The following is a 19936-nucleotide window of genomic DNA, read 5'->3' as shown; positions in this document are numbered from 1 at the left end:
CCTTCGCGCTTCAATGCATTGTTTCCGCCGTTGATACCCCCATTCCGGAGCCGGACGGTTCCCGTCCAGACAAGTGAGAGCCTCGTGCGGCGAACCCTGACCTTCCATGCTCTACCTCTCATCCTGACGTTCGTGGGAGGCCTCCTCGTCACGGGTTGTGGTGGATCCGACGATGCGCTGACATCGTTCGATCAGGAGGCGACCGTCGATGCTGACTCGGCAGGGCTTTACGCTGCCTCGACATACATTTGGGATTCTCGAACCATCTCCGTCTGCTGGGAGAACCCATCGGCCGCTGGCGATGTCGAACGAGAATGGGTGCGGAGCGCGGTCGAGGGCACCTGGGGCCTGGTCACGCCGCTCGACTTCACTGGCTGGGGGGCGTGTCTCGGGAATCCGGGGAGCATCCGCATCCTCATCGAAGATACCTCCGATGGCTCCTTTACGTATGGCTTGGGGTGGCTCAATGAGGCGCTCTATGGCGCCATGGTGCTCAACCTCTCTTTCCAGCATTGGATGCAGGACTGTCAGGACACGCGGGAGCGCTGCATCCGTGCCATGGCGGTCCACGAATTCGGTCATGCGCTCGGCTTCGCCAATGAGGAGGCGAGAATCAGTTCGTCCAGTTGTCGGGGGAGGGGGGCTGACGACGCCGACACGGTGTTCGGGGAAGTCGTCGATTCCGATTCGGTCATGTATGAGTGTGGCGACAGTCGTTGGCGTCGGGGCGGTCGGTTGAGTCAGTATGACATCAAGGGCGCCACCCTGCTCTACGGTGACTCGATGTGGGGGCGCCAGTTTGGCGCTGACCAGAGCGCTGGAGGGTGGGAGGTGGGCCACCACGAGCGTGTCATGGGGGATGTCACTGGTGATGGACTCCCCGACATCGTCGGCTTCGGCTATTCGGGCGTGTTTGTCTCCCGGACCGTGTACGTGCCCCCATCTCTAGATGCCGGTTACTTCGCTCCCTCGCTGCTCCATCTTCAAGCTTTCGGCTATGCTCAGAACTGGCGCGTGGACCGGCACCCACGTACCGTCGCGGACGTCAATGGCGATGGCAAGGCGGATCTCATTGGCTTCCATGACGCTGGCGTACACGTCGCGCTGTCGAATGGCCTCGGCTTTGGTGCGCCCCAGTTCTGGGTGGGGGATTTTGGCTACAATGCCGGTCAATGGCGAGTGGAGAGCCATGTGCGCACCGTCGCGGACGTCAATGGTGATGGTAAGGCAGATGTCGTTGGGTTTGGTGATGCGGGTGTATATGTTTCTCTTTCCACGGGCTCTTCGTTCGGTGCTTCCAGGCTCTGGTTGGGAGATTTTGGCGTAAACCAGCAGTGGTTTGTGCCCAATTCCGTGCGCGCCGTCGCGGACGTCAATGGCGATGGTAGGGCGGACATCGTTGGCTTCTCCAAGAGTGGCGTATACGTCGCGCTGGCCAACAACACGGGCACTGGCTTCAATCCAACCCAGCAATGGACTTCTGAGTTCACCTGGGACCAGGGATGGCGTGTGGATCGCCATGTGCGCACCGTCGCGGACGTCGATGGTGATGGCAGGGCCGACATTGTTGGGTTTGGAGAGAGTGAGACCCGCGCCGCCCTGTCGACGGGCTCCAGCTTCTCTGCGTCCACGCTCATGTCGCCGGATTTTGTCTACGGCGTCGGAGACTGGCGTGTGAACAGGCACCCTCGCTTCGCCGTGGACATCAACAACGATGGCCGAGCCGACCTCATCGGTTTTGGCGACCTGGGTGAGTACGTGAAGCTGCGCTGAGCCAGATGAGCCGCGTGCTTCGTGCTCCTGACGCGGGGAATGCGGCGCCGCGCCACCCGTCCAGTCACAACCATGGCCGGGTGGCTGCCGCGTGTAGGTTGACGCGACAGTAGGGGGGAGGTGGCTCACGGCGCCCGCCCGCTTGCTTCCGTTCTTGTCCAGGGTCGGCCTCTCCCAGGAAACGTCGGCGGTTGCCCGCCCGCTCTCCTGGAAGGCGGCTCACACCCTGGGGCGGCTGTCCTCTCAAGTGCCCATCTTGGCTGCCGGAGGAGGGGAGGCGACACCCGTGAGCGCTGTGCTTCCACCAGCGATGCATCTATGGGCTCACGGCCTCGTGCGCCGGGTACGGGAGAAGGTTCCACCCGCGCCAGGAAGTAGGGCGAGGAAGCTGCTCCTCGTCCATCTGGATGGCGTCCCCAAGAGCCTGCTGGATGAAGCGCTCGTCGCGGGGCGCATGCCCTTCTTGTCGCGGCTCGTCCGCTCGGGGGCCTTCCATCTGGACGAGGCCTTCTGGGGAGCGCCCACGTCCACGCCTTACTTCCAGGCGGGCCTGCTCTACGGCATGCGCCACTCCAACCTGCCGGCGTACTCGTGGTTCGACCGCGAGCTGGGCCGCAAGGTCCAGATGAACACCCCGGCGGATGCGCTGGCCATTGATCAGCGTCTGCGCGGCGCGGGCCGCACCAGCCTGCTCGACGGTGGGGGGCACGGGTATTTTTCCCTGTTCCGCGCGGGGGCCGAGAACGCGCTGAGCATGAGCACGCTGGCCAGCTTCGAGCAGATGTCTCGCTCGTTCTCATACGAGATGCTGGGGCTGCTCAGCGCGCGCACGCGCGGCATCTGGGACTACCTGCGCTCCCTGGGCATGGACACCTGGGCCGCGGCGCGCGAAGTCGTCCACTGGGCTCGTGGGCTCCACGACTGGCGCCACGAGCCGGCGTTCCTCTTCAGCCACGTCTTCCTCCAGCGGCTGGGTTGGAGCTTCGCCTTCACCAAGTCCTTGGTGGACATGGCGCGGGGTGTGCCCGTCATCTATCTGGTCTACGGTAACTACGATGAGGTGGCCCACCGTCGGGGGCCGCGCTCCGAACAATCCCGCGCCGAGCTGTACCGCGTGGATGCGTACCTCGCGGAGTTGTACGCCGTGGCGGGCGCGGTGGAGCAGCCCTACGACGTCGTCTTCCTCTCCGACCACGGGCACGTGGACTGTCTGCCCTGGGAGCAGCGGAGGGGCCAACCTCTGGAGCAGTGGTTGATGGCGCCCCACGGTGACGGACCCCTCTCCGACGACGTGGTCCGCGGACTCTGCGACGGAAGGACTCGACCGGAGCCGGACACTCAGCCGCGAGCGCCATTCACGCCGGTGGCTGTCGATTGCGGCAACTTCGCCCATGTGTACTTGTCCGGCGAGCCCAAGCCGCTGGAAGCCATGTCCCTGCTCGCGCGCCACCCCGATGTCCTCGCCCGGGTGACGCGGAGCCCGGACATCGGCCTTGTTGCGCTGCGACGGGGCAATAGCGCGGTCGCGCTCGTACGCGACGGCGTCTACACCTTGGACACGTTGGACCGGGCCCCACTGTCCACCGAGTTCAGCAAGCGCGCGGTGGCGGACTTCCTCCGCGTACTCCCAACCATGTCCACCGCGGGGGACATGGTCCTCTTCGGCGAAGCCGTGAAGCGCGGAGGCACCGTGGGCTTCGCCTGGGAGTTCGGCTCGCACGGTGGACTGACGCGCACGGAGGCCAACAGCCTGGTGTGCTGGCCCGCGAAGGCGCCCGTGGACCTGTCCGGCCTTTCGCACTGCGTACAACTCCATGAGCGGCTCGCGGCGGCCTATCTCGAAAACACCCCACGACTCCGGTTGGTGCCGTGAAGGGGAGGGCGAGGCACGCCGGAGGCCGGGCGTTGATCAAGGCGCTGCTCGCCGTCTTCGGGCTCGTGCTGTCCGTCGTCCTGCTGTCCACTGCCTTCTTCAAGTGGAACTTGAGCGGCACGGGGCCGCTGCTCCAGCCGCGCTTCCCGCTGGGGGACTTCGTGAGGGACTTGCCCGGCCACCTCGTGTGGCTGGTGCCCTTCATGCTGCTCCAGGCCTCCATCATCCCGCTGCGCGCGGTGCAGTGGCAGCGCACCCTCCGCCGGCCGGTGCCCTTCAAGGAGCGCTACCACCTGGTGGCCATCGGCGCCTTCGTCCACAACGCGCTGCCGGGAAAGCTGGGCGACGTCATGCGCTCCTTCCTCCTGTCGAGGACGCAGCGCATCCCCTTTCTCCGGTGTCTGGGCACCGTGGGCGTCTGCAAGCTGATGGAGTTCGCGGCGCTGATGCTGCTCGTCACGCTGTCGCTGCTCGGCCCCTTCGGCCAGACGCTGTCCCGCTTCCAAGGGGAGCTGAAGGTGGCCGTGTCACTTTGCGTGGGACTGGTCGCGCTGGTGGTGTTGCTGGCGCACTGGTCCGGCCCGCTCGCCTTCGCGCTGCACCGCCGCCACAAGCTCCCCCGGGTGGAGGGCTTCCTCCATCACGTCAGCGAGGGCCTGGGCACCGCGCGCTCCTTCACCGGCATGGCGAAGGTGTTCGTCTTCTCGGTGGCGCCAGTGCTGGCCTCCGCCTTGGCCTATGGCCTGGCGCTGCACGGCATCGGCATCTCCGGCGGACTCTTCGCCGGGGCGGTGGTGCTGGGGGCCATCTCCCTGGGGCAGTCGCTCCCGGGCGTCCCCGCGGGCATGGGCATCTATTACTTCGTGACGAGCTGGGCGGCTCGCAGCCTGGGGGCCTCGCCGGAGGACGCGGCGGCCTTCTCCACGCTCACGCACCTGGGCACCGTCATCAGCCAGGTCGCGGTGGGGGCCGTCTCCGTCCACCTGCGGAAGATTCGCATCCGCGACTTGCGCAAGGGCGGGAGCCTCGCGCGGGAGGCCGCGAACCACGTGGCGCACGATGCCGTGGAGCCCGCGCGTTCCTGACCCCTGAAAAGCGAAAAGGGGCCCCGGTTTGAAACCGGGGCCCCTTCTCAACTTTGTGCCCAGGAGAGGACTCGAACCTCCATGCCCTTGCAGGCGCTAGACCCTGAATCTAGTGTGTCTACCAATTCCACCACCTGGGCAGGTGGGGCATCGCGGTGCGGCGCTGCGATGGGCCGGACGTATAGAGCCACTGCCCCGCCCCGTCAAGCACTACGTAACAACCTCACTTCTTCAGCGGCCATTTTCCCTCGGCCTCGAGCGAACGGCGCAGGACGGGGTTCTCGTCCATGAAGGCGGTGAGGGACTCCTCGGTGATTTCGACCAGGATGTCCTCGGCGCCCAGCTCCGTCTGGCAGCTCAACCGGGAATAGGGGCGGACGTCGAAGCCCATGTCCAGGCGGTCCGCCTCCGCGTCCGTCTGCTCGCTCAGCGAGTCGAGGCCCTTGCGGACCCAGATATGGCAGGTGGAGCAGCCGCAGACCCCGCCACAGCTATGCCCCACCTGGGCGCCGCAGGCCTCGGCGGCGTCCAGCAGGGTGGTGCCGGTGGGCACGTCGGCGCTGACCTCGGCCAGGGGGCTCTTGAAAGTCACCTTGGGCACGTCAGTAGTCCTCCACGGAGTGGCCAGCCACCACCTGGGTGATGGCCTGATTCATCACCCGCTCGATGAAGGGGCGGGACGCCTCGTCCAGCGCGTGCACGGCCTCCTTCAGCTTCAGGTGGTCCTCGCCCTTCATCAGCTCGCGCACGCGGGCGATGGCGGAATCGATGACGGCGCGCTCCCCCTCCTGGAGCAGCGAGCCGTGCTCGCCCAACTGCCGGTCCGCCTCGGCCAGGACGCGCTCGGCGTCCACCCGCTGCTCACGGACCTGCCGGGCCTGGATGTCGTCCTCGGCGTAGTCGATGGAGTCGAGCAGCATCTGCTCGATCTCCTCATCCGTGAGGCCGTGGCTGGGCTTCACCGTAATCGACTGGCTGACGCCGGTGCTCTGCTCCTGGGCGCTGACGGAGAGGATGCCGTCCGCGTCCACCTGGAAGCGGACCTCCACCCGGGCCATGCCCGCGGCCAGGGGCGGAATGCCGGACAGGGTGAAGCGCGCCAGGCTGCGGTTGTCCTCCACCAGCTCGCGCTCGCCCTGGAGCACGTGGACGTCCAGGCCCGTCTGCCCGTCCTTGAAGGTGGTGAACACCTGGCCCGCGGTGGTGGGGATGGTGGAGTTGCGCTGAATCAGCTTCTCCACGATGCCGCCCATCGTCTCCAGGCCCAGGGAGAGGGGAATCACGTCCAGCAACAGCACGTCGTCCTGACGGTCCGCCGTGGTGAGCAGGTTGGCCAGCACCGCCGCGCCCAGCGCCACCACCTGGTCCGGGTCGATGTCGCCCAGCGGCTCGCGGCCGAACAGCTCCGCCACGTAGCGGCGCACCGCTGGCACGCGCGTGGCGCCGCCGACCAGGATGACGCCGTCCAGCTCCCCGGCCGTGACGCCCGCGTCCTTCATCGCCCGCCGGCACACCGTGCCCGTCTTCTGCACGTAGGGCTGAACCCAGGCGTCGAAGTCCTCGCGCTTCACCGAGTGCGTCTGCCCACCCGCGGTGAACTCCACCGACGAAGCGTCGGTGAGCGCTTCCTTGGCCTTGCGCGAGGCCGCCAGCACCTCCGCCACCAAGGCGGGAGCCGGCGCCTCGGACGCGCCCAGCGTCTCCAGTACACGCTGAGCAATCGCCCGGTCGAAGTCATCGCCACCCAGCGCGGAGTCGCCGCCGGTGGACTTCACCTCGAACACCCCGTCCACCAGCTTGAGGATGGAGATGTCGAAGGTGCCGCCGCCCAAATCGTAGACGGCGAAGGTGCCCTGGCTGCCCTTGTCCAGGCCGTAGGCCAGCGCGGCGGCGGTGGGCTCGTTGAGCAGCCGCAGCACTTCAAGACCGGCCAGCCGGCCGGCGTCCTTGGTGGCCTGCCGCTGGGCGTCGTCGAAGTAGGCGGGCACGGTGATGACGGCCTGCTCCACCTTGGTGGAGAAGTGGGCCTCCGCGCGGCGCTTGAGGGCGCGCAGCACCTCACCGGAGACTTCGATGGGCGTGACCGGCGTGCCGCCCGCCACGTCGAAGCGCACCACCTTGGCGCCGGGCGCGAACTTGTAGTGCCCCAGCTTCCGCGTCTCCGCGTCGTCCGGGCTGCGCCCCATGAAGCGCTTCACGGAGGCGATGGTGTCGGTGGGGTGCTCGGACGCCAGCTTCCGGGCCCGGGCGCCTACCACCACGCCGCCGTCCTTTGCGTAGTGCACCACGGAGGGGAGGAACAGCGCGTCGCCCTCGTCCACTGGGACGCAGACGGGCTGGTCCTTCACCACCGCCGCCACCAGCGAGTTCGTCGTGCCCAGGTCGATGCCCACCGCCTGCCCCTTGGGCTTCAGCGGGTCGTGAATCTGAAGGTAGCCGTTCTTGCTCACGCCTGAATCTCCTCCTCGAACGCGTCCACCTGCTCGAGGAAGCGCGTGAAGTAGCGCACCCGCCCCAGCGCGTGCGATGCCTTTCTCACCAGTTCCTGCCCGCCGGCCCCTGGCGCGTCGGCCTCCAGGGTGCGAAGCGACTCCGCCGCCTCGGTGAGGGCCGCCTTCTTCCGGGCCTCCACGTCGTCCGCCATGGCCCGGGCGCGGCCCAGGTCCTTCTTCGCCATGGCGGTGTCCAGCGACTCGCGCAGGTCCATGACCTCCTCCAGGAAGGCCAGGGGCATGTCCTTCTGCGCGCCCGCGTCCTCGCGGTCCAGGTCGATGCCGTGCAGCTTGAGCAGGTAGAAGGCGCGGCGCACCGGGTCCTTCAACGTCTTGAAGGCCTCATTGAGGGCGGTGGTGCCCTCCAGGGCCTGCAGGCGCTCGCGCGCGCTGGCCTGTGCCACGCGGTCCGGATGGAGCTGCAACGACAGCTCGCGGTACTGCTTCTCCAGCGCCGGCACGTCCACGTCATAGGCGCGCTTCAGGCCGAAGACGTCGAAGTGGGTCCTCAAAGGGGGCTCTCCAATGCGGGGAGGGGACAAACGAAAAGGGCCCGGCGGCTGGCCGGGCCCGCGTGGCGGCGGCTCCACCCCGGCGAGGGGGGCGGAGCGCGTGGTGCTGCGTCAGACGGAGAAGCTCTCTCCGCAGCCGCAGGCCGCCTTGATGTTGGGGTTGTTCAGCTTGAAGCCGGAGGCCATGAGCGTCTGCTCGAACACCAGCTCGGTGCCGATGAGGTACAGGTAGCTCTTCGGGTCCACGAAGACGCGCACGCCGTCCTTCTCGAAAATCTTGTCGCGCTCGCGGGACTTCTCCGACCACTCCATGGAGTACTGGAGGCCCGAGCAGCCGCCACCCTTCACGGCCAGCCGGAGGCCGGCTTCGGGCGTCTGCCGCTGCTCCAGCAGCTCCTTCAGCCGGGCCACCGCGCTGTCGGCAATGGTGATGCCCTTGGGGGGCTTGGCCACGGGCGCGGTGGCAGGCGCCTGGCGCTGCGTCGTCTCCTGGGTCGCCTGCTCGCTCATGGTTCGCCTCTCCCTTTCCCGAACGTCAGGACGCCTTGGCCTGACGCGCGGCGCGCTTCTTCTTGAAGTCCTCGATGGCCGCCTTGATGGCGTCCTCGGCCAGCACGGAGCAGTGAATCTTCACCGGCGGCAGCGACAGCTCGCGGGCCACGTCCTTGTTGGAGATGGTCATCGCCTGGTCCACCGTCTTGCCCTTCACCCATTCGGTGACGAGCGACGACGAGGCAATGGCCGACCCGCAGCCGAACGTCTTGAAGCGGGCGTCCTCGATGAGCCCGTCCTCGGAAATCTTGAGCTGCAGGCGCATCACGTCGCCGCAGGCGGGCGCGCCCACCAGGCCGGTGCCCACGTTCGGGTCTTCCTTGTCGAGCGTCCCGACGTTCCGGGGGCTCTCGTAGTGCTCGATGACCTTGTCGCTGTAAGCCATGCCTGCTCCTTCAACGGATGCTTCTCACCAAAGGTTCCGGCGGGCAACGCCCTCCGGGCGAGGGGGCCTGGGCCCCCCTGTCTACCTGGGAAGGCGCTAGTGCGCCGTCCACTCGATGCTCTTGAGGTCGATGCCTTCCTTGGCCATCTCGTAGAGCGGGCTCATGTCGCGCAGCTTGCGGACCTTGTCCACTACGAGGTTCACCACGTAGTCGACTTCCTCCTCCGTGGTGAAGCGGCCCAGGCCGAAGCGGATGGAGCTGTGCGCCAGCTCCTCGTCCACGCCCAGCGCGCGCAGCACGTAGGAGGGCTCCAGGGAGGCGGACGTACACGCCGAGCCGGAGGACACCGCCACGTCCTTGATGCCCATCATCAGGGACTCACCCTCCGCGTGGGCGAAGGAGATGTTGAGGTTGCCCGGCAGCCGGTGCTCCATCGAGCCGTTGATGATGGTCATGTCCAGCGCGTCCGTGAGGCCCTTGCGCAGCTTCTCACGCAGGCGAAGGATGCGCGCCGACTCCTCGGGCAGCTCCTTGCGAGCCAGCTCGGCCGCCATGCCAAAGCCGACGATGGCCGACACGTTCAGCGTGCCGGAGCGCATGCCGCGCTCGTGACCGCCGCCGTCGATGATGGGCGCGATGCGCACGCGCGGCCGGCGGCGCACGTACAGCGCGCCAATGCCCTTGGGGCCGTACATCTTGTGCGAGGTGATGGAGGCCAGGTCCACCTTCATGGCCTCCACGTCGAAGGGCACCTTGCCGATGCCCTGCACCGCGTCGCAGTGGAAGAGCACGCCCTTGGAGCGGCACAGCGCGCCAATCTCCGCGACGGGCTGGACCACGCCAATCTCGTTGTTGGCGAACATGATGGAGACCAGGACCGTCTTCGGCGTCATCGCCGCAGCCAGCTTCTCCAGGCTCACCCGGCCGTCGGGCTCCACGTCCAGGTAGGTGACGCGCGCGCCTCCGGTGGGCAGCTCGGCCCACTTCCGGTACGTCTCGTCGGAGTCCACGTCGTACTTCGCCAGCAGCTCCGACTGGTTGTCCTCGGTGACGTCCTGGCCCGCCAGCTGCGCCAGCCGCAGCAGCTTCAGCTCGTCCAACCGCTCCTGCCGCACGCGCTCCAGGCGCTTGCAGGTGTCCAGGATGGCCTTGTGCTCCGTCTTGAGGGTGATGATGTGGTCACCCTTGGACTTGTAGAACTCGATGACGCCCTTGATGGCCAGGTTGTCGGACTCGGTGGCGCCCGAGGTGAAGACGATCTCCTGCTCGGCCGCGCCGATGAGCTCGGCCACCTGCTGCCGGGCCTTGTTCACCGCCGCCTCGGCCTTCCAGCCGAACACGTGATTACGGCTGGCCGCGTTACCGAAGTCCTCTCGCAGGTAGGGCAGCATCGCCTCCAGCACCCGCGGGTCCAGCGGGGTGGTGGCGTGGTTGTCCATGTAGATCGGCAGCTTCACCATTGCTTCCAACACCTTCCTGGAGGGGACGTCGACCGGCGCCTCGGAGCGCCTTTGCCGCAGGGGAGCCTACACCGTCACACCTGAATGTGGACCGGACTGGTCAAATATAAAAAGGGGCGCCTTCGGGTCAAGCGAACATCAGGAGCGCTGCGGGTGTGGGTGCGTGCTCCCAATAGGACGTCTTAAGTCAACGCCGCGCCGTCGTGGATCAGTCCGGGCGCGCCGTCCTGGGACGAGGTGCCCCAGAATGGCGCACGCCCTCCGGCCAACCTCTTGATTTCCCGGCGAGCCCCTCCCTGGCCGGCCGCCTGCACGGGTGGGGGCCACCACAGGGAGGCACGCACATGAGCGCGAAGCAGACGGCCCGCACGAAGGAGGCGCAGGAGACGGGGGAGGGCGGCGGGAGGACCCACCTGGCCCGGATGGACGGAGGGGGTGGAGGCAAGCTGGAACAGCCGCGCTACGTGGACGGGTGGCGTGCCGGCAAGCCCGCGGAGGATCCGGAGAAGATGAAGCGCTGGGGGCTCGTCACCGCGCGGCCCAGTGAGTTCCTGGTCCACATGCGGCGCGGCCGGGTGCGGGAGGTCAGCGGCCAGGGCGCCAGCTGCTTCAAGCTGCCGGGGGACTCGGTGGCCATTGTCCCCACCAGCATCCAGCGACTCCAGTTCACCGCGGACCAGGTGACGCACGAGAAGGTGGGCGTGCAGGTGACGGGTCTGGCGGTGTACCGAATCTCGGACCCGCTGGTGGCCTTCCGCATGCTCAACTTCTCCTTCCCGGAGCGCGCGCAGGAGAAGCTGGCGGAGCTGCTGCGGGAGATGTTCGTCGGCGCCGCGCGGCGGCTGGTGGCGAACATGTCCGTGGAGGAGTGCCTCTCCAAGCGCAAGGAGGGCATCGCCGCGGAGCTGGTGCGGGAGATCGCGCCGGTGCTGTCGGGCCGGGGTCGCCTGGAGGACCAGACGGACGCGGGCTGGGGCGTCATCCTGGACACGATTGAAATCCAGGACGTGCGCGTCCTGTCCTCCACCGTCTTCGCCAACATGCAGGCGCGCTTCCGTCATGAGCAGGAGCGGCAGGCGCGCGAGGCGGAGCTGGCCAAGGAGCGCTTCGTCCATCGCGAAGAGACGGAAGCCGAGCGGCAGCTGAGCCTCCAGCGGCTGGCGGCCGAGGAGGAGGTGCGCCAGACGAAGCAGACGGCGGAGGAGCAGGCCCGGCTGGAGGCGTTGGCGGTGGAGGCGCGCGTGGCCGAGGCGAAGCTCGCCCAGGAGCGCACGCTGAAGCAGGAGCAGGCCACCGTGGAGCGCGAGGTCGCGCTGGCCAAGATGGCCGCCGAGCAGGAGGTCCGCCAGAAGAAGCAGGTGGCCGACGAACAGGCGAAGCTGGACGCGCTGTCCGCGGAGTCCCGTCTGGCCGACGCGAAAGTCGTCTCCGAGCGGGCGCTGGCCGTCAGCCGCGCGCAGGTGGAGATGGAGAAGCTCCAGCGAGAACAGGACGCGGAGGTCGCGCGCCAGCGCGTGGCCCTGGAGAAGCTCAAGCGCGAGCAGGACACGGAGGCCGGGCGCGCGAAGCTGGAGCTGGAGAAGCTGAAGCTGGCGCAGGAGTCCGAGGCCGCGCAGGCGAAAATCGAGCTGGTGCGGCTCCAGCGCGCGCAGGAGGCGGAGAACGCCAAGGCGCAGATGGAGCTGGCGCGGCAGCAGCGTGAGCAGGAACTGGAGCTGTCACGCCAGCGGCACGAGCAGGAGGTGGAGCTGGCGAAGCTGCGCCGCGAACAGGAGGAGGCCGGCGCGAAGGCCCAGCTGGAGCTGGAGCGTCTGCGCCGTGAGCACGAACAGGCCACCGCGTGGCACGAGGTGCAGATGGCCGCGCACCAGCAGGAGGCCGAACGGCTCCACGCGGAGCTCCAGGTGGTGCAGGCCCGGCGGTTCATCGTGGAGACGGAGGTGGCCATCGCCGAGCTGAGTGTGCGCAAGGACCAGGCGCAGCAGGAGCTGGAGCTGGGCAAGGCGCGCGCGCTGCGCGACATCGAGAACAGCGTCAGCCCGGAGGTCATCCAGATGACCCTGGCGCAGCAGCTCCCCCAGGTGGCCGCGGCCTTCCAGCAGAAGATGGGCGAGGTGCACGTCACCGCGGTGGATGGGGCCAATCCGTTTGGTTACATCGCCGCGGCGGTGGAGGGCGTCATGGGGCTGGCACGCTCCGCCGGACTGAAGACGCCTGCTTCCCCGCTTGCTCCTCCTGCGCAGTAGCCCGGGGCCCCGGGCCTGCGTATACAGGGGGCCTGGGACCACGGAGTCACGCGCGCATGGATGCGAAGAAGCTCGGAGTGATGGCGGTGCTGGCCGGAGTGGCGGTGGCCGTGGTGCCATGGCTGCTGCCCACGGGCCCCAATGCCAACCTGGATGCGGCCCGGTTCCTCGAATCTGGCAGCCTCGCGGTGGGCGCGGCGGTGGTGTTCGCGGGTGGGTTGCTCACCGCGCTGACGCCGTGTGTCTATCCGCTCATCCCCATCACCGTGTCCGTCTTCGGCGCGCGCAAGACGGAGGGCCGGGGCCGCGCGCTGCTCCTGACGTCCTCCTACATCGTGGGCATGGGCGTGGTGTTCAGCGCGCTGGGCGTGTTGGCGGCGAAGACGGGCCAGGCGTTCGGGTCGATGCTAGGGCACCCGGCGGTGGTGACGGGCCTGGCGGTGTTCCTGCTGCTGCTGGCCACGTCCATGTTCGGCGCGTTCGAGCTGGCGCTGCCGTCGTCGTTCCAGACGAAGCTCAACGCCGTGGGCGGCGCGGGTGTGGCGGGCGCGTTCCTGATGGGCAGCGTGTCCGGCTTCCTGGCGGCGCCGTGCACCGGCCCGGTGCTGACAGGCCTCTTGGCCTTCGTGGCGAAGTCGGCCAACACCACGCTGGGCGCGTCGCTGCTGTTCGTCTACGCGCTGGGCATCGGCGTGCCGTTCTTCCTCATCGGCGTCTTCACCGTCCGGCTGCCGCGCGGCGGCGTGTGGATGGAGTGGGTGAAGAGCGTGCTGGGCATCATGCTGGTGGCCCTGGCCTTCAGCTACCTCAAGGACGCCTTCCCCTGGGCGCGGGACGTGGTGAAGGGGCTGGGCCTTCAGGTCGGCCGGGTGCCAGGAGCCGTCATCGCCGCGCTGCTGGTGGTGGTGGGCGTGGCCCTGGGCGCGGTGCATCGCTCGTTCAAGGAAGGCGCGCGGGAGTTCTCGTTCAAGGCGCTGGGCGTGGCGCTCGTCGTCGCGGCGCTGGTGCTGCGCGGCGGTGCGCTGGACGCGGGCCCGGTGGGCACGTTGTGGGTGAGCCTGGGGCTCGCCGAGCCGCCGCGCGCACCGTCCTGGCAGTGGCACCACGTCATGCCGGCGAAGCAGGCCACCTTCTCCCCGGAGGCCTTCGACCAGGTTCTCGCACAGGCGAAGGCGGAGGGCCGGCCGGTGCTCATCGACTTCTTCGCGGACTGGTGTGCGGCCTGCAAGGAGCTGGACCGCGACACGTACCCCGCGCAGCAGGTCATCTCCGAGTCCGACGAGGGGCGCTTCCTCAACATCAAGATTGACGCGACGAACAGCGAGGACTCGCTGGACGCGTTGCTGGAGCGCTTTGGTGTGGAGGGCTTGCCCACCGTGGCGTTCATCTCGCCGGAGGGCAAGGTGCTCACCCAGCCACGTGTTACCGGCTTCCTGGCGCCCAGCCCCTTCGCCACGGAGATGAAGAAGGCGCGCTGCACCGACGTCAACGCTTGCTGACGGCGGAGGCGCTCACGAGATTTTCGCTGGAGGGTGCCTCTTCGCTGACGCCTGGACCCGAGGTCCTTTCGGCGCGGCCTGCTTTACCGACGCCAACGCCTGCTGTGCGTTGGTGCGCGTCAGTCCTCTTCCGACACGTCCTTCATGCCATGGGCCCGGACCAGCGAGCCTGCCGGAGCGGACTGCTTCACCGCGGCCAGCAGCGAGGCGGAGCTCACGACGCCGATGATGACGATGACCAGCGTGTGCACCAGCACTGCGGGGCCCCGGCGCGTGGCGGCTCGGGCGGATGCTCGCGACGTGAAGAGGGACAGGAGCCACACACCGGTCATCACCGCGGGCCCCAGGAACGCGCCGAGCGGCTTGGGCGTGAACCCATCCGGTTGGCCCTGGAAGTTCCAGTGGGTGGGCACCGGGTCCGGCAGCTTCGAGTAGAGCGCCCCGGCGATTCCCACGGCGGCGACGATGGCGACGGCATTCACCACGTGGGCGATGCGGGTCTTCATGGCGCGGTCTCCGGAAGGAAGCGGGCTCGCAGCTCGGGCGTGGGGATGCGGCACTGCGCTTCCCGGCCGAACCAGCGGTAGCGGTTGCGCGCGATGATTCGGTAGACGAGGTCGCGCAGCGGCCGGGGCACCACGATGAAAGCGTAGAGAAACCGCCACGGCCCCTTCAGCATCCGCGCGACGCGGAGCGCGGCCGTGGACCGCTCGTACAGCTTGCCGTCCTGCAGGAGGACGAAGCTGTCCGGTTCCTCCTTGGGCACGACGCCATGAGGCGCCAGCAGCGCGGCGGCCCGCTGGGACTGCAGCGCCGTGAAGCGGATGCGCGCGTCCGGGTCCCGGTCGATGATGAAGAGGACCGTGCCGTTGCACAGGTTGCACACGCCGTCGAAGAGGACCACGGTGTCCGAGGGCTGGGCGCGGGTCATGATGCGGCAAGTCTAACAGCCCACACCGTCGGGTGACGCCGAAGAGGCGAGGGAATTCCAGGCGGGTGTCCCTGCAGCCGCGCCCGTGCATGAGTGGTGTCAGACCCCGGTGTTTCCTTCCCTGGCGCCGCCCTTGCAGAATGTTCGGACATGCCCTCGCCTCCCATCGCTCCCCGACTCCTGGAGTTATCCGCCCACGCCCTGCTGTGGAGGCGGAGCAAGCAGTTGATGCTCCAGGCGAACCGGTTGGTGCGGTGGTCCGCGACCCCAGAGCGCTGGCCGCGCCCGCTCCTGGCGCCCACTCACGAGAAGGGCGTGCTCCTCGGCTCGCACACCGTGAATCTGGAGCGCGCGGACTCGGACGCGGACCCTGTGCTCGAAGCGGGCAAGCAGCACAACGTACGTCTGGCGGCGCCGGCCTTCGATGGCCTCCTCCTCGCTCCGGACAGGCCCCTTTCTTTCTGGCGCACGCTGGGCCGGCTGACGGAGCGCAAGGGTTACCGGCATGGGCTGGCGCTGAGCGGTGGCTGTCTCACCCCGTCCATCGGGGGCGGCATCTGCCTTCTGGCCAATGCGCTCTTCGAGTTCGCCGCACGCCAGGGCTGGCACATCCTGGAGCGCTGGGGGCACACGATGGAGGCGGTACCCCCGCCGCCAGGCGCGCTGTGGGGAATGGATGCCACGGTGGCCTGGCCCTATGTGGACCTGGTGGTGGCGCCTCGTGAGGGACCGGTGCGGCTCGGTGCCCGCGTCTCGGACGGGAAGCTGCGGCTCTCCATCCATGGGGCGGACGCCCCCCGGACACGCTCACGGCTGTGGTCCGAGGACGAGTCCCTTCTCGAGCTTCCCGAGGGAACCCTGCGCATCAACCGCGTCGTGCGCCGAGTCGAAGACACCGGTTCTGGCGCCGTGCTCGAAGAGCGCACCATCGCCGAGAACCGGCGACGCCTGCTGAACCCCGAGGCGCGGAAGCGGACGTGCCTGACGTGCGGGGAGACCGCATGCCACGCCCGCGTCGAAGTCCCACGGTCGGAGGCCCGGGCGCCATGAACCTGGTTCTCGCACCGGAGCCCGCCCCCTGGCTCTCCCACCTCGCATCGCTGCTCACGCGCGAGGCAGAGGTGCTGGCCCCCTGGGCGCTGCCGAGACTGCCCGATTGGGGCCCCCTTCCCACCCGCCTGCGCCACGCCTGGACCCGCCGGACGCTGCCGGTGCCCGAGGGCTTCCGCGTCTGGGGGCTGCCAGGCTGGGGGGCCGTGGAGGCGGGGATGCGCGTCGCGGCGCGCTCGACGGCGGCGACACTGCAGGCCCGCTTCACCCTTCGCAAGCGATGGGCGCAGGCGGCCTCTGCGCTGCTTCCGGCGTCGGTGGAGACGGTGCTCGCGCCAGCGCTCGGTGCCCGGGAGGTCTTCGCGGTGGCCCGCCGCCGGGGCGCGCGCTGCGTGCTGGTGGAGGACCTGCCCTCGTTGAGGGCACTGCACGCGGACCTGGACGCCGCGGCCGCGAGACACCCGGAGGAGGCCTTCCTTCGCAACCATCGCGCCTCCGCGGAGGACGTCGCGCGGCAGGAGGCGGAGCGCGTCCTCGCGGATGAAATCTGGGTGCGAGGCGAGCTCGCCCTCGAGCGGTTGCGGCTGGCCGGACACGCCCCGGAGAAGCTCCGCAGGCTGCACTTTCCATCGGACCGCGAACCGCCCCAGGCGCCCCAGCACCACGGCCCGCACGTGGCCCTCCTCGCCGGGCCCGCTCTCGCGCGCGGCGGACTGCGAGAAGCCTTGGCGGTGCTCGACGAACGGCCCCAGTGGAGCCTCTGGGTGCGCCCCGCCGAGGGCACGGACCCACGACACCTGAACCACCCGCGAGTGCGGAAGGTGACGGCTCAGGTCCAGCGCACGCTCCAGCAGGTGGACGTGGTGCTCGCGCCAGCGTGGTGTGAGAGCCATCTGAGCGAGCTGGCGCAGGCACGGGAGCAAGGCATCCCCATCATCGCCACGGACCGCGCCGCGGGCTTCTGGCCCTGTCGGGCGATTCCTCGCGGCGATGTGCCCGCCCTCATCGCCGAACTGGACGCGCTGACCGCGCGCTGAAGCCCACGCCTGTTGGCGCCAACCCCATCCTGAGTGGACTGTTCGTGCTCAGCGCGAAGCGCCGGCCGGGGCGGCCCCTTGCAGTCGAGCGCGCTAGGTGTGCCGTCCCCGGCTCGCGAGGACGCGGTCAATCATCTGCTCGTGCAGCGCGTGGAGCGGTTGGGCGACGTGTTCGCCCTCCAGGTACGCAAGCGCACCGGCGATGGCCTCCAGCGTGGACATGCCATCCGGGTGGGGCGGGCGACGCAGGCGCCGCGAGTCCGGAGCGGGCGGTGGCAGCTTCAAGCCGGGCAGTCGCCGCAGCGCGGGGACTCGCTGCACCATGCGGCGTGCTTGTCCCCAGCTCCCATCCAGGATGATGAGCCTGCTGGGCAAGGCCGCACCGGGCTCGGGCTCTTGGTGCGCGTCCGGGAACAGCAGCCACGTGTCATCGCCCTCCAGGACGGAGGCGTCGAAGGGGACGCCCGGCGAGCCATAGGAGACGATGCTGCACCGGGGAATGGCGAGCGCCGCCATGCGCGCGGTGTTGGTGGATTTGAGCGTCTCTTTGTGGTGCCGGACGATGAGCAGCTCCGTGCGCGTGGAGACGCACGGCACCTCGGAGCAGAGACACAGGGCAATGGGGAGGAAGCAGCGCGGGCAGCGACCCGCGAGGTCCTCGGGCGTTCGAGACCTCATTTGCCCTGGCGGTATCGCTCCATGAGGGTCCGGGCCTCGCGGAGCTTCTCCTCGACGAAGCGGTCATCCGCGTCCGGCTCGTACTCCGCGTCGGGCAGGTCGAGGTGGAAGAGGGCGGAGAGGCTGACGGGCGTCACTTCCAACCATTCGGCGGTGCGGTTGAGCGCGGCCTGACGGCGGCCCGCGAATGTCTCCGGACCGTCCTCGGGACCGCAGCGGCAGATGCGCGCCGAGTCACCGGACACGTCCACGTAGAGCCCCAGCACCTCCGCGTCCAGCTCCGCGGCCAGCGCGCACGTGGCCTCGCTGACATAGGCCGCCATGGCCTGCGCCGCGGAGCGCTCCGTCAGCGAGCGGACCAGGAACACCTGCCAGCCAGCCTCGGTGAGCGCGCCCGCTTCCTGGAGCGGCGCCAGCTCCGCGGGCGGCGCGTGGATACGCGAGAGCAGCCGTCGCACGGGCACTTCCAGCCGCTCGAGCCGGGCGCTCGACGCGGGGCAGAAGAAGACGACGCGATACTCACGGCTGTCGGCTGCGGTTTCCATAGGCATACGGCGTCGCCAGGAACGGAGGGAAGAGTGTGTGCGGGGGCCCAAGAGGACCAAAGGACTCCCCAAGCATGCAAGCGGTGATTTGGCGCACGCGTTCAGCGTGGCGCGGCGCGCAGCGGCACGGCCTGGAGGGTGGCGCGTCGCTCGGTCGCCACCCATGCGCCCGTCACCAGCACCAACAGGCCTCCGCCCAGGGCGACGGGCGTCAGCGTCTCCGAGAAGAAGGCCCAGCCCACCAGCGAAGCGGTAAGCGGCTCCAGGTACGTGAGCGCCGCCGTGGCCGCGGTGGGAACGTGCCGCAGACCGGTATGGAAGAGGATGTTTCCAATGAGGCCGCAAACGATGCCGCCCACGAGCACGAGGAGCGTGCCTCCATCCACCGTGGGTGGCAGTACCCGGTCTCCGAAACAGAGCAGCAGCACGCCCGCGGAGATGGGGGCATGCAGTGATGTCACGGCCATGGGTGAATAGGCCCGCGCCGCCTGCTTCGCGGCCAGGACGATGATGGCGTAGAAGCAGGCACTGCCCGCGCCCAGCAGCGCCGTCAGCCCCGAGAAGTCACCGTCGGGCCGGCCGATGAGCAGGGCCAGGCCCACCAGCGTCACGGGGCCGCCTATCAGGGCCCGGGTGGAGCGCTCCTCGCCCAGCACCCAGGGGGCCAGCAGCGCCAGCAGCAAGGGCGCCAGGTAGTGCGTCAGCACGGCGATGGACACCGGCCCTCGCTCCATGGCGGCGAAGAAGAGGGCCGTGTTCGCCGCGTCCGCCAGCGCCACGACGAGCATCGCCAGGGTGGCTCGGCGGTCGCGCAGGGCTTCGCGCCGGAACAGGAAGGGCGCCGGGAGCGACATGGCCAGGAGCACGAGGAATGCGTTCTGCGGCCCGGCGAGCCCCGCTGGACGGAAGAAGAGCGCCCAGCACCCCCAGAGGGTGGCCCCGGCCGCGACCATGGCGAAGTACCGCACCGTGTGACTCCTGGTGACTCCGGCGCGCACTCCGGCTCCGGCGGGCGCGCAGCCTACCTCAGCTAGAGGCGCGCGCACCGTCCGCGCGCTGGGCCTCGGCCTGGGCTCGCAGTCCCTCCATGTCGGGCGTGAAGGGGCGGTCGGGGACGAGGCGAGCCCGGCGGATGCGGTCCATGCGGAACATGCGCGCGGCGGCCTTCTCCACGTCCCGGGCCAGCACGTACCAGACGGGCGATTCGACCAGCAGCCCGTGCGGCTCCACGATGCGGCGGGTCGCCTTGCCGTGCCGGTCGCGGTATTCGAAGGACAGGCAGACCTGCTCGCGAAAGGCCCGCTCGAAGACGGCGAGCAGTTCCTCCGGCGGGGTTCCGACGTCCGCCAGCACGCGGGCGCTCGCCGGCCGTCCCACCACCACGCGGCGGCAGAGCTCACGCATGCCCCGACCCCGCTCCTTGGGGACGCTGGCGAAGAGCTTCTGGAGCCCCGAGCGCGCCGCGCTGCCCCAGGGCAACGTGCTGCCCGTCGCGGACAGGTTCGCGGCCAGCCAGAGCGCCACCACCTCCTCCTGCGACAGGTGGACGGCCGCCACGCCCCGGTCCCGCTCCAGCCGGACGCCGCCCCCAGGGCCTGTGTCACTGCTCAGGGGAAGGCCCTGTTCCCGCAGCGTGGCCAGGTCCCGGTGGACGGTTCGTGCGCTCACGTCGAGCGCCTCGGCGATCTCCGCCACCGTCGTCCCGTCCCTGCCCCGCAGGAAGTCCAGCAGCCGCATCACCCGGTCGACTCGAGCCATTGCTGACAGTTTCTGTCAGGGATGGGCCGTACTCCACAAGCATCAGGTCGCGCATGACC

19 protein-coding genes and 1 tRNA gene are annotated in these 19936 nt (G+C 69.0%); 7 read left to right on the top strand and 13 right to left on the bottom strand.

The genetic code is table 11. The annotated features are described in order from the left end of the window. The first annotated feature begins 84 nt into the window (after positions 1 to 84). The 3 genes from BHS09_RS25735 to BHS09_RS25725 all read left to right on the top strand — a co-directional run bounded on the left by BHS09_RS25735 (position 85) and on the right by BHS09_RS25725 (position 4731). Positions 85 to 1773: an FG-GAP-like repeat-containing protein gene (locus BHS09_RS25735; RefSeq protein ID WP_140799389.1), complete on the top strand. Its 1689-nt coding sequence runs from the start codon at positions 85 to 87 to the stop codon at positions 1771 to 1773. Between the two features lie 310 nt (positions 1774 to 2083). Continuing rightward, positions 2084 to 3646: an alkaline phosphatase family protein gene (locus tag BHS09_RS25730; protein WP_174260655.1), complete on the top strand. Its 1563-nt coding sequence runs from the start codon at positions 2084 to 2086 to the stop codon at positions 3644 to 3646. After that, entirely contained in the window at positions 3643 to 4731 is a 1089-nt protein-coding gene (locus tag BHS09_RS25725; protein WP_140794121.1) for a lysylphosphatidylglycerol synthase transmembrane domain-containing protein, read from the top strand. The genes BHS09_RS25730 and BHS09_RS25725 overlap by 4 nt, the downstream gene beginning before the upstream one ends. Before the next feature lie 56 nt (positions 4732 to 4787). Here BHS09_RS25725 and BHS09_RS25720 read toward each other — a convergent pair. From BHS09_RS25720 to BHS09_RS25690, 7 genes are all read right to left on the bottom strand, one after another. Then, positions 4788 to 4871: transfer RNA gene (locus BHS09_RS25720), tRNA-Leu, on the bottom strand. An 83-nt stretch (positions 4872 to 4954) separates the two neighbouring features. Next, on the bottom strand, positions 4955 to 5332 hold the full coding sequence (locus BHS09_RS25715) for a 2Fe-2S iron-sulfur cluster-binding protein (RefSeq protein WP_011554983.1): 378 nt from the start codon (positions 5330 to 5332) through the stop codon (positions 4955 to 4957). A 1-nt stretch (position 5333) separates the two neighbouring features. Next, positions 5334 to 7181, bottom strand: coding sequence for a Fe-S protein assembly chaperone HscA (hscA, locus tag BHS09_RS25710; RefSeq protein WP_140799388.1), 1848 nt, complete (start codon positions 7179 to 7181; stop codon positions 5334 to 5336). Then, positions 7178 to 7735 carry a Fe-S protein assembly co-chaperone HscB gene (hscB, locus tag BHS09_RS25705; protein ID WP_140856062.1) on the bottom strand — a complete coding sequence of 186 codons (558 nt, stop codon included), beginning with the start codon at positions 7733 to 7735 and terminating at the stop codon, positions 7178 to 7180. Before hscB ends, hscA begins: the two co-directional genes overlap by 4 nt. Before the next feature lie 111 nt (positions 7736 to 7846). Further along, positions 7847 to 8245, bottom strand: a complete 399-nt coding sequence (locus tag BHS09_RS25700; protein ID WP_002634234.1) for a HesB/IscA family protein — start codon at positions 8243 to 8245, stop codon at positions 7847 to 7849. Positions 8246 to 8270: 25 nt separating this feature from the next. Beyond that, a complete protein-coding gene (gene iscU, locus BHS09_RS25695) occupies positions 8271 to 8672 on the bottom strand; it encodes a Fe-S cluster assembly scaffold IscU (protein WP_140799387.1) in 402 nt (133 codons plus the stop codon). Between the two features lie 96 nt (positions 8673 to 8768). Continuing rightward, entirely contained in the window at positions 8769 to 10130 is a 1362-nt protein-coding gene (locus BHS09_RS25690; protein ID WP_237078457.1) for an IscS subfamily cysteine desulfurase, read from the bottom strand. 347 nt (positions 10131 to 10477) lie between these two features. Here BHS09_RS25690 and BHS09_RS25685 point away from each other — a divergent pair, with 347 nt between their 5' ends. After that, positions 10478 to 12379, top strand: coding sequence for an SPFH domain-containing protein (locus BHS09_RS25685; RefSeq protein WP_237079822.1), 1902 nt, complete (start codon positions 10478 to 10480; stop codon positions 12377 to 12379). A gap of 56 nt (positions 12380 to 12435) precedes the next feature. Continuing rightward, a complete protein-coding gene (locus BHS09_RS25680) occupies positions 12436 to 13878 on the top strand; it encodes a protein-disulfide reductase DsbD family protein (protein WP_140794110.1) in 1443 nt (480 codons plus the stop codon). Between the two features lie 119 nt (positions 13879 to 13997). Here the strand turns inward: BHS09_RS25680 and BHS09_RS25675 are convergent, their stop codons facing one another. After that, positions 13998 to 14384 (bottom strand): DUF1648 domain-containing protein, encoded by a 387-nt coding sequence (locus BHS09_RS25675; RefSeq protein ID WP_140799385.1) that lies wholly within the window; start codon positions 14382 to 14384, stop codon positions 13998 to 14000. Then, entirely contained in the window at positions 14381 to 14809 is a 429-nt protein-coding gene (locus BHS09_RS25670) for a thiol-disulfide oxidoreductase DCC family protein (RefSeq protein WP_140799384.1), read from the bottom strand. The genes BHS09_RS25675 and BHS09_RS25670 overlap by 4 nt, the downstream gene beginning before the upstream one ends. A gap of 150 nt (positions 14810 to 14959) precedes the next feature. Here BHS09_RS25670 and BHS09_RS25665 point away from each other — a divergent pair, with 150 nt between their 5' ends. Together BHS09_RS25665 and BHS09_RS25660 are read left to right on the top strand one after the other, a co-directional pair. Then, a complete protein-coding gene (locus BHS09_RS25665) occupies positions 14960 to 15859 on the top strand; it encodes a VanW family protein (RefSeq protein WP_237077419.1) in 900 nt (299 codons plus the stop codon). Continuing rightward, complete coding sequence (locus tag BHS09_RS25660) at positions 15856 to 16896, top strand: hypothetical protein (protein ID WP_140794104.1); 1041 nt, start codon at positions 15856 to 15858, stop codon at positions 16894 to 16896. Before BHS09_RS25665 ends, BHS09_RS25660 begins: the two co-directional genes overlap by 4 nt. Positions 16897 to 16989: 93 nt before the next feature. On the opposite strand, the gene BHS09_RS25655 is transcribed toward BHS09_RS25660, so the two are convergent. The 4 genes from BHS09_RS25655 to BHS09_RS25640 form a co-directional block, all read right to left on the bottom strand. After that, positions 16990 to 17574 carry a tRNA-uridine aminocarboxypropyltransferase gene (locus BHS09_RS25655; RefSeq protein WP_140799383.1) on the bottom strand — a complete coding sequence of 195 codons (585 nt, stop codon included), beginning with the start codon at positions 17572 to 17574 and terminating at the stop codon, positions 16990 to 16992. Next, positions 17571 to 18119 (bottom strand): hypothetical protein, encoded by a 549-nt coding sequence (locus BHS09_RS25650; RefSeq protein ID WP_140794100.1) that lies wholly within the window; start codon positions 18117 to 18119, stop codon positions 17571 to 17573. The genes BHS09_RS25655 and BHS09_RS25650 overlap by 4 nt, the downstream gene beginning before the upstream one ends. A 101-nt stretch (positions 18120 to 18220) precedes the next feature. Next, complete coding sequence (locus BHS09_RS25645) at positions 18221 to 19087, bottom strand: DMT family transporter (protein WP_174260589.1); 867 nt, start codon at positions 19085 to 19087, stop codon at positions 18221 to 18223. 58 nt (positions 19088 to 19145) lie between these two features. Beyond that, entirely contained in the window at positions 19146 to 19877 is a 732-nt protein-coding gene (locus BHS09_RS25640) for a helix-turn-helix transcriptional regulator (protein WP_140799381.1), read from the bottom strand. Between the last annotated feature and the right edge of the window lie 59 nt (positions 19878 to 19936).

This window comes from Myxococcus xanthus, assembly GCF_006402735.1.
GTDB classification, from domain to species: domain Bacteria; phylum Myxococcota; class Myxococcia; order Myxococcales; family Myxococcaceae; genus Myxococcus; species Myxococcus xanthus_A.
Note: the sequence above shows the minus strand (reverse complement) of the source record. Positions and strands in the feature narration are given on the sequence as shown.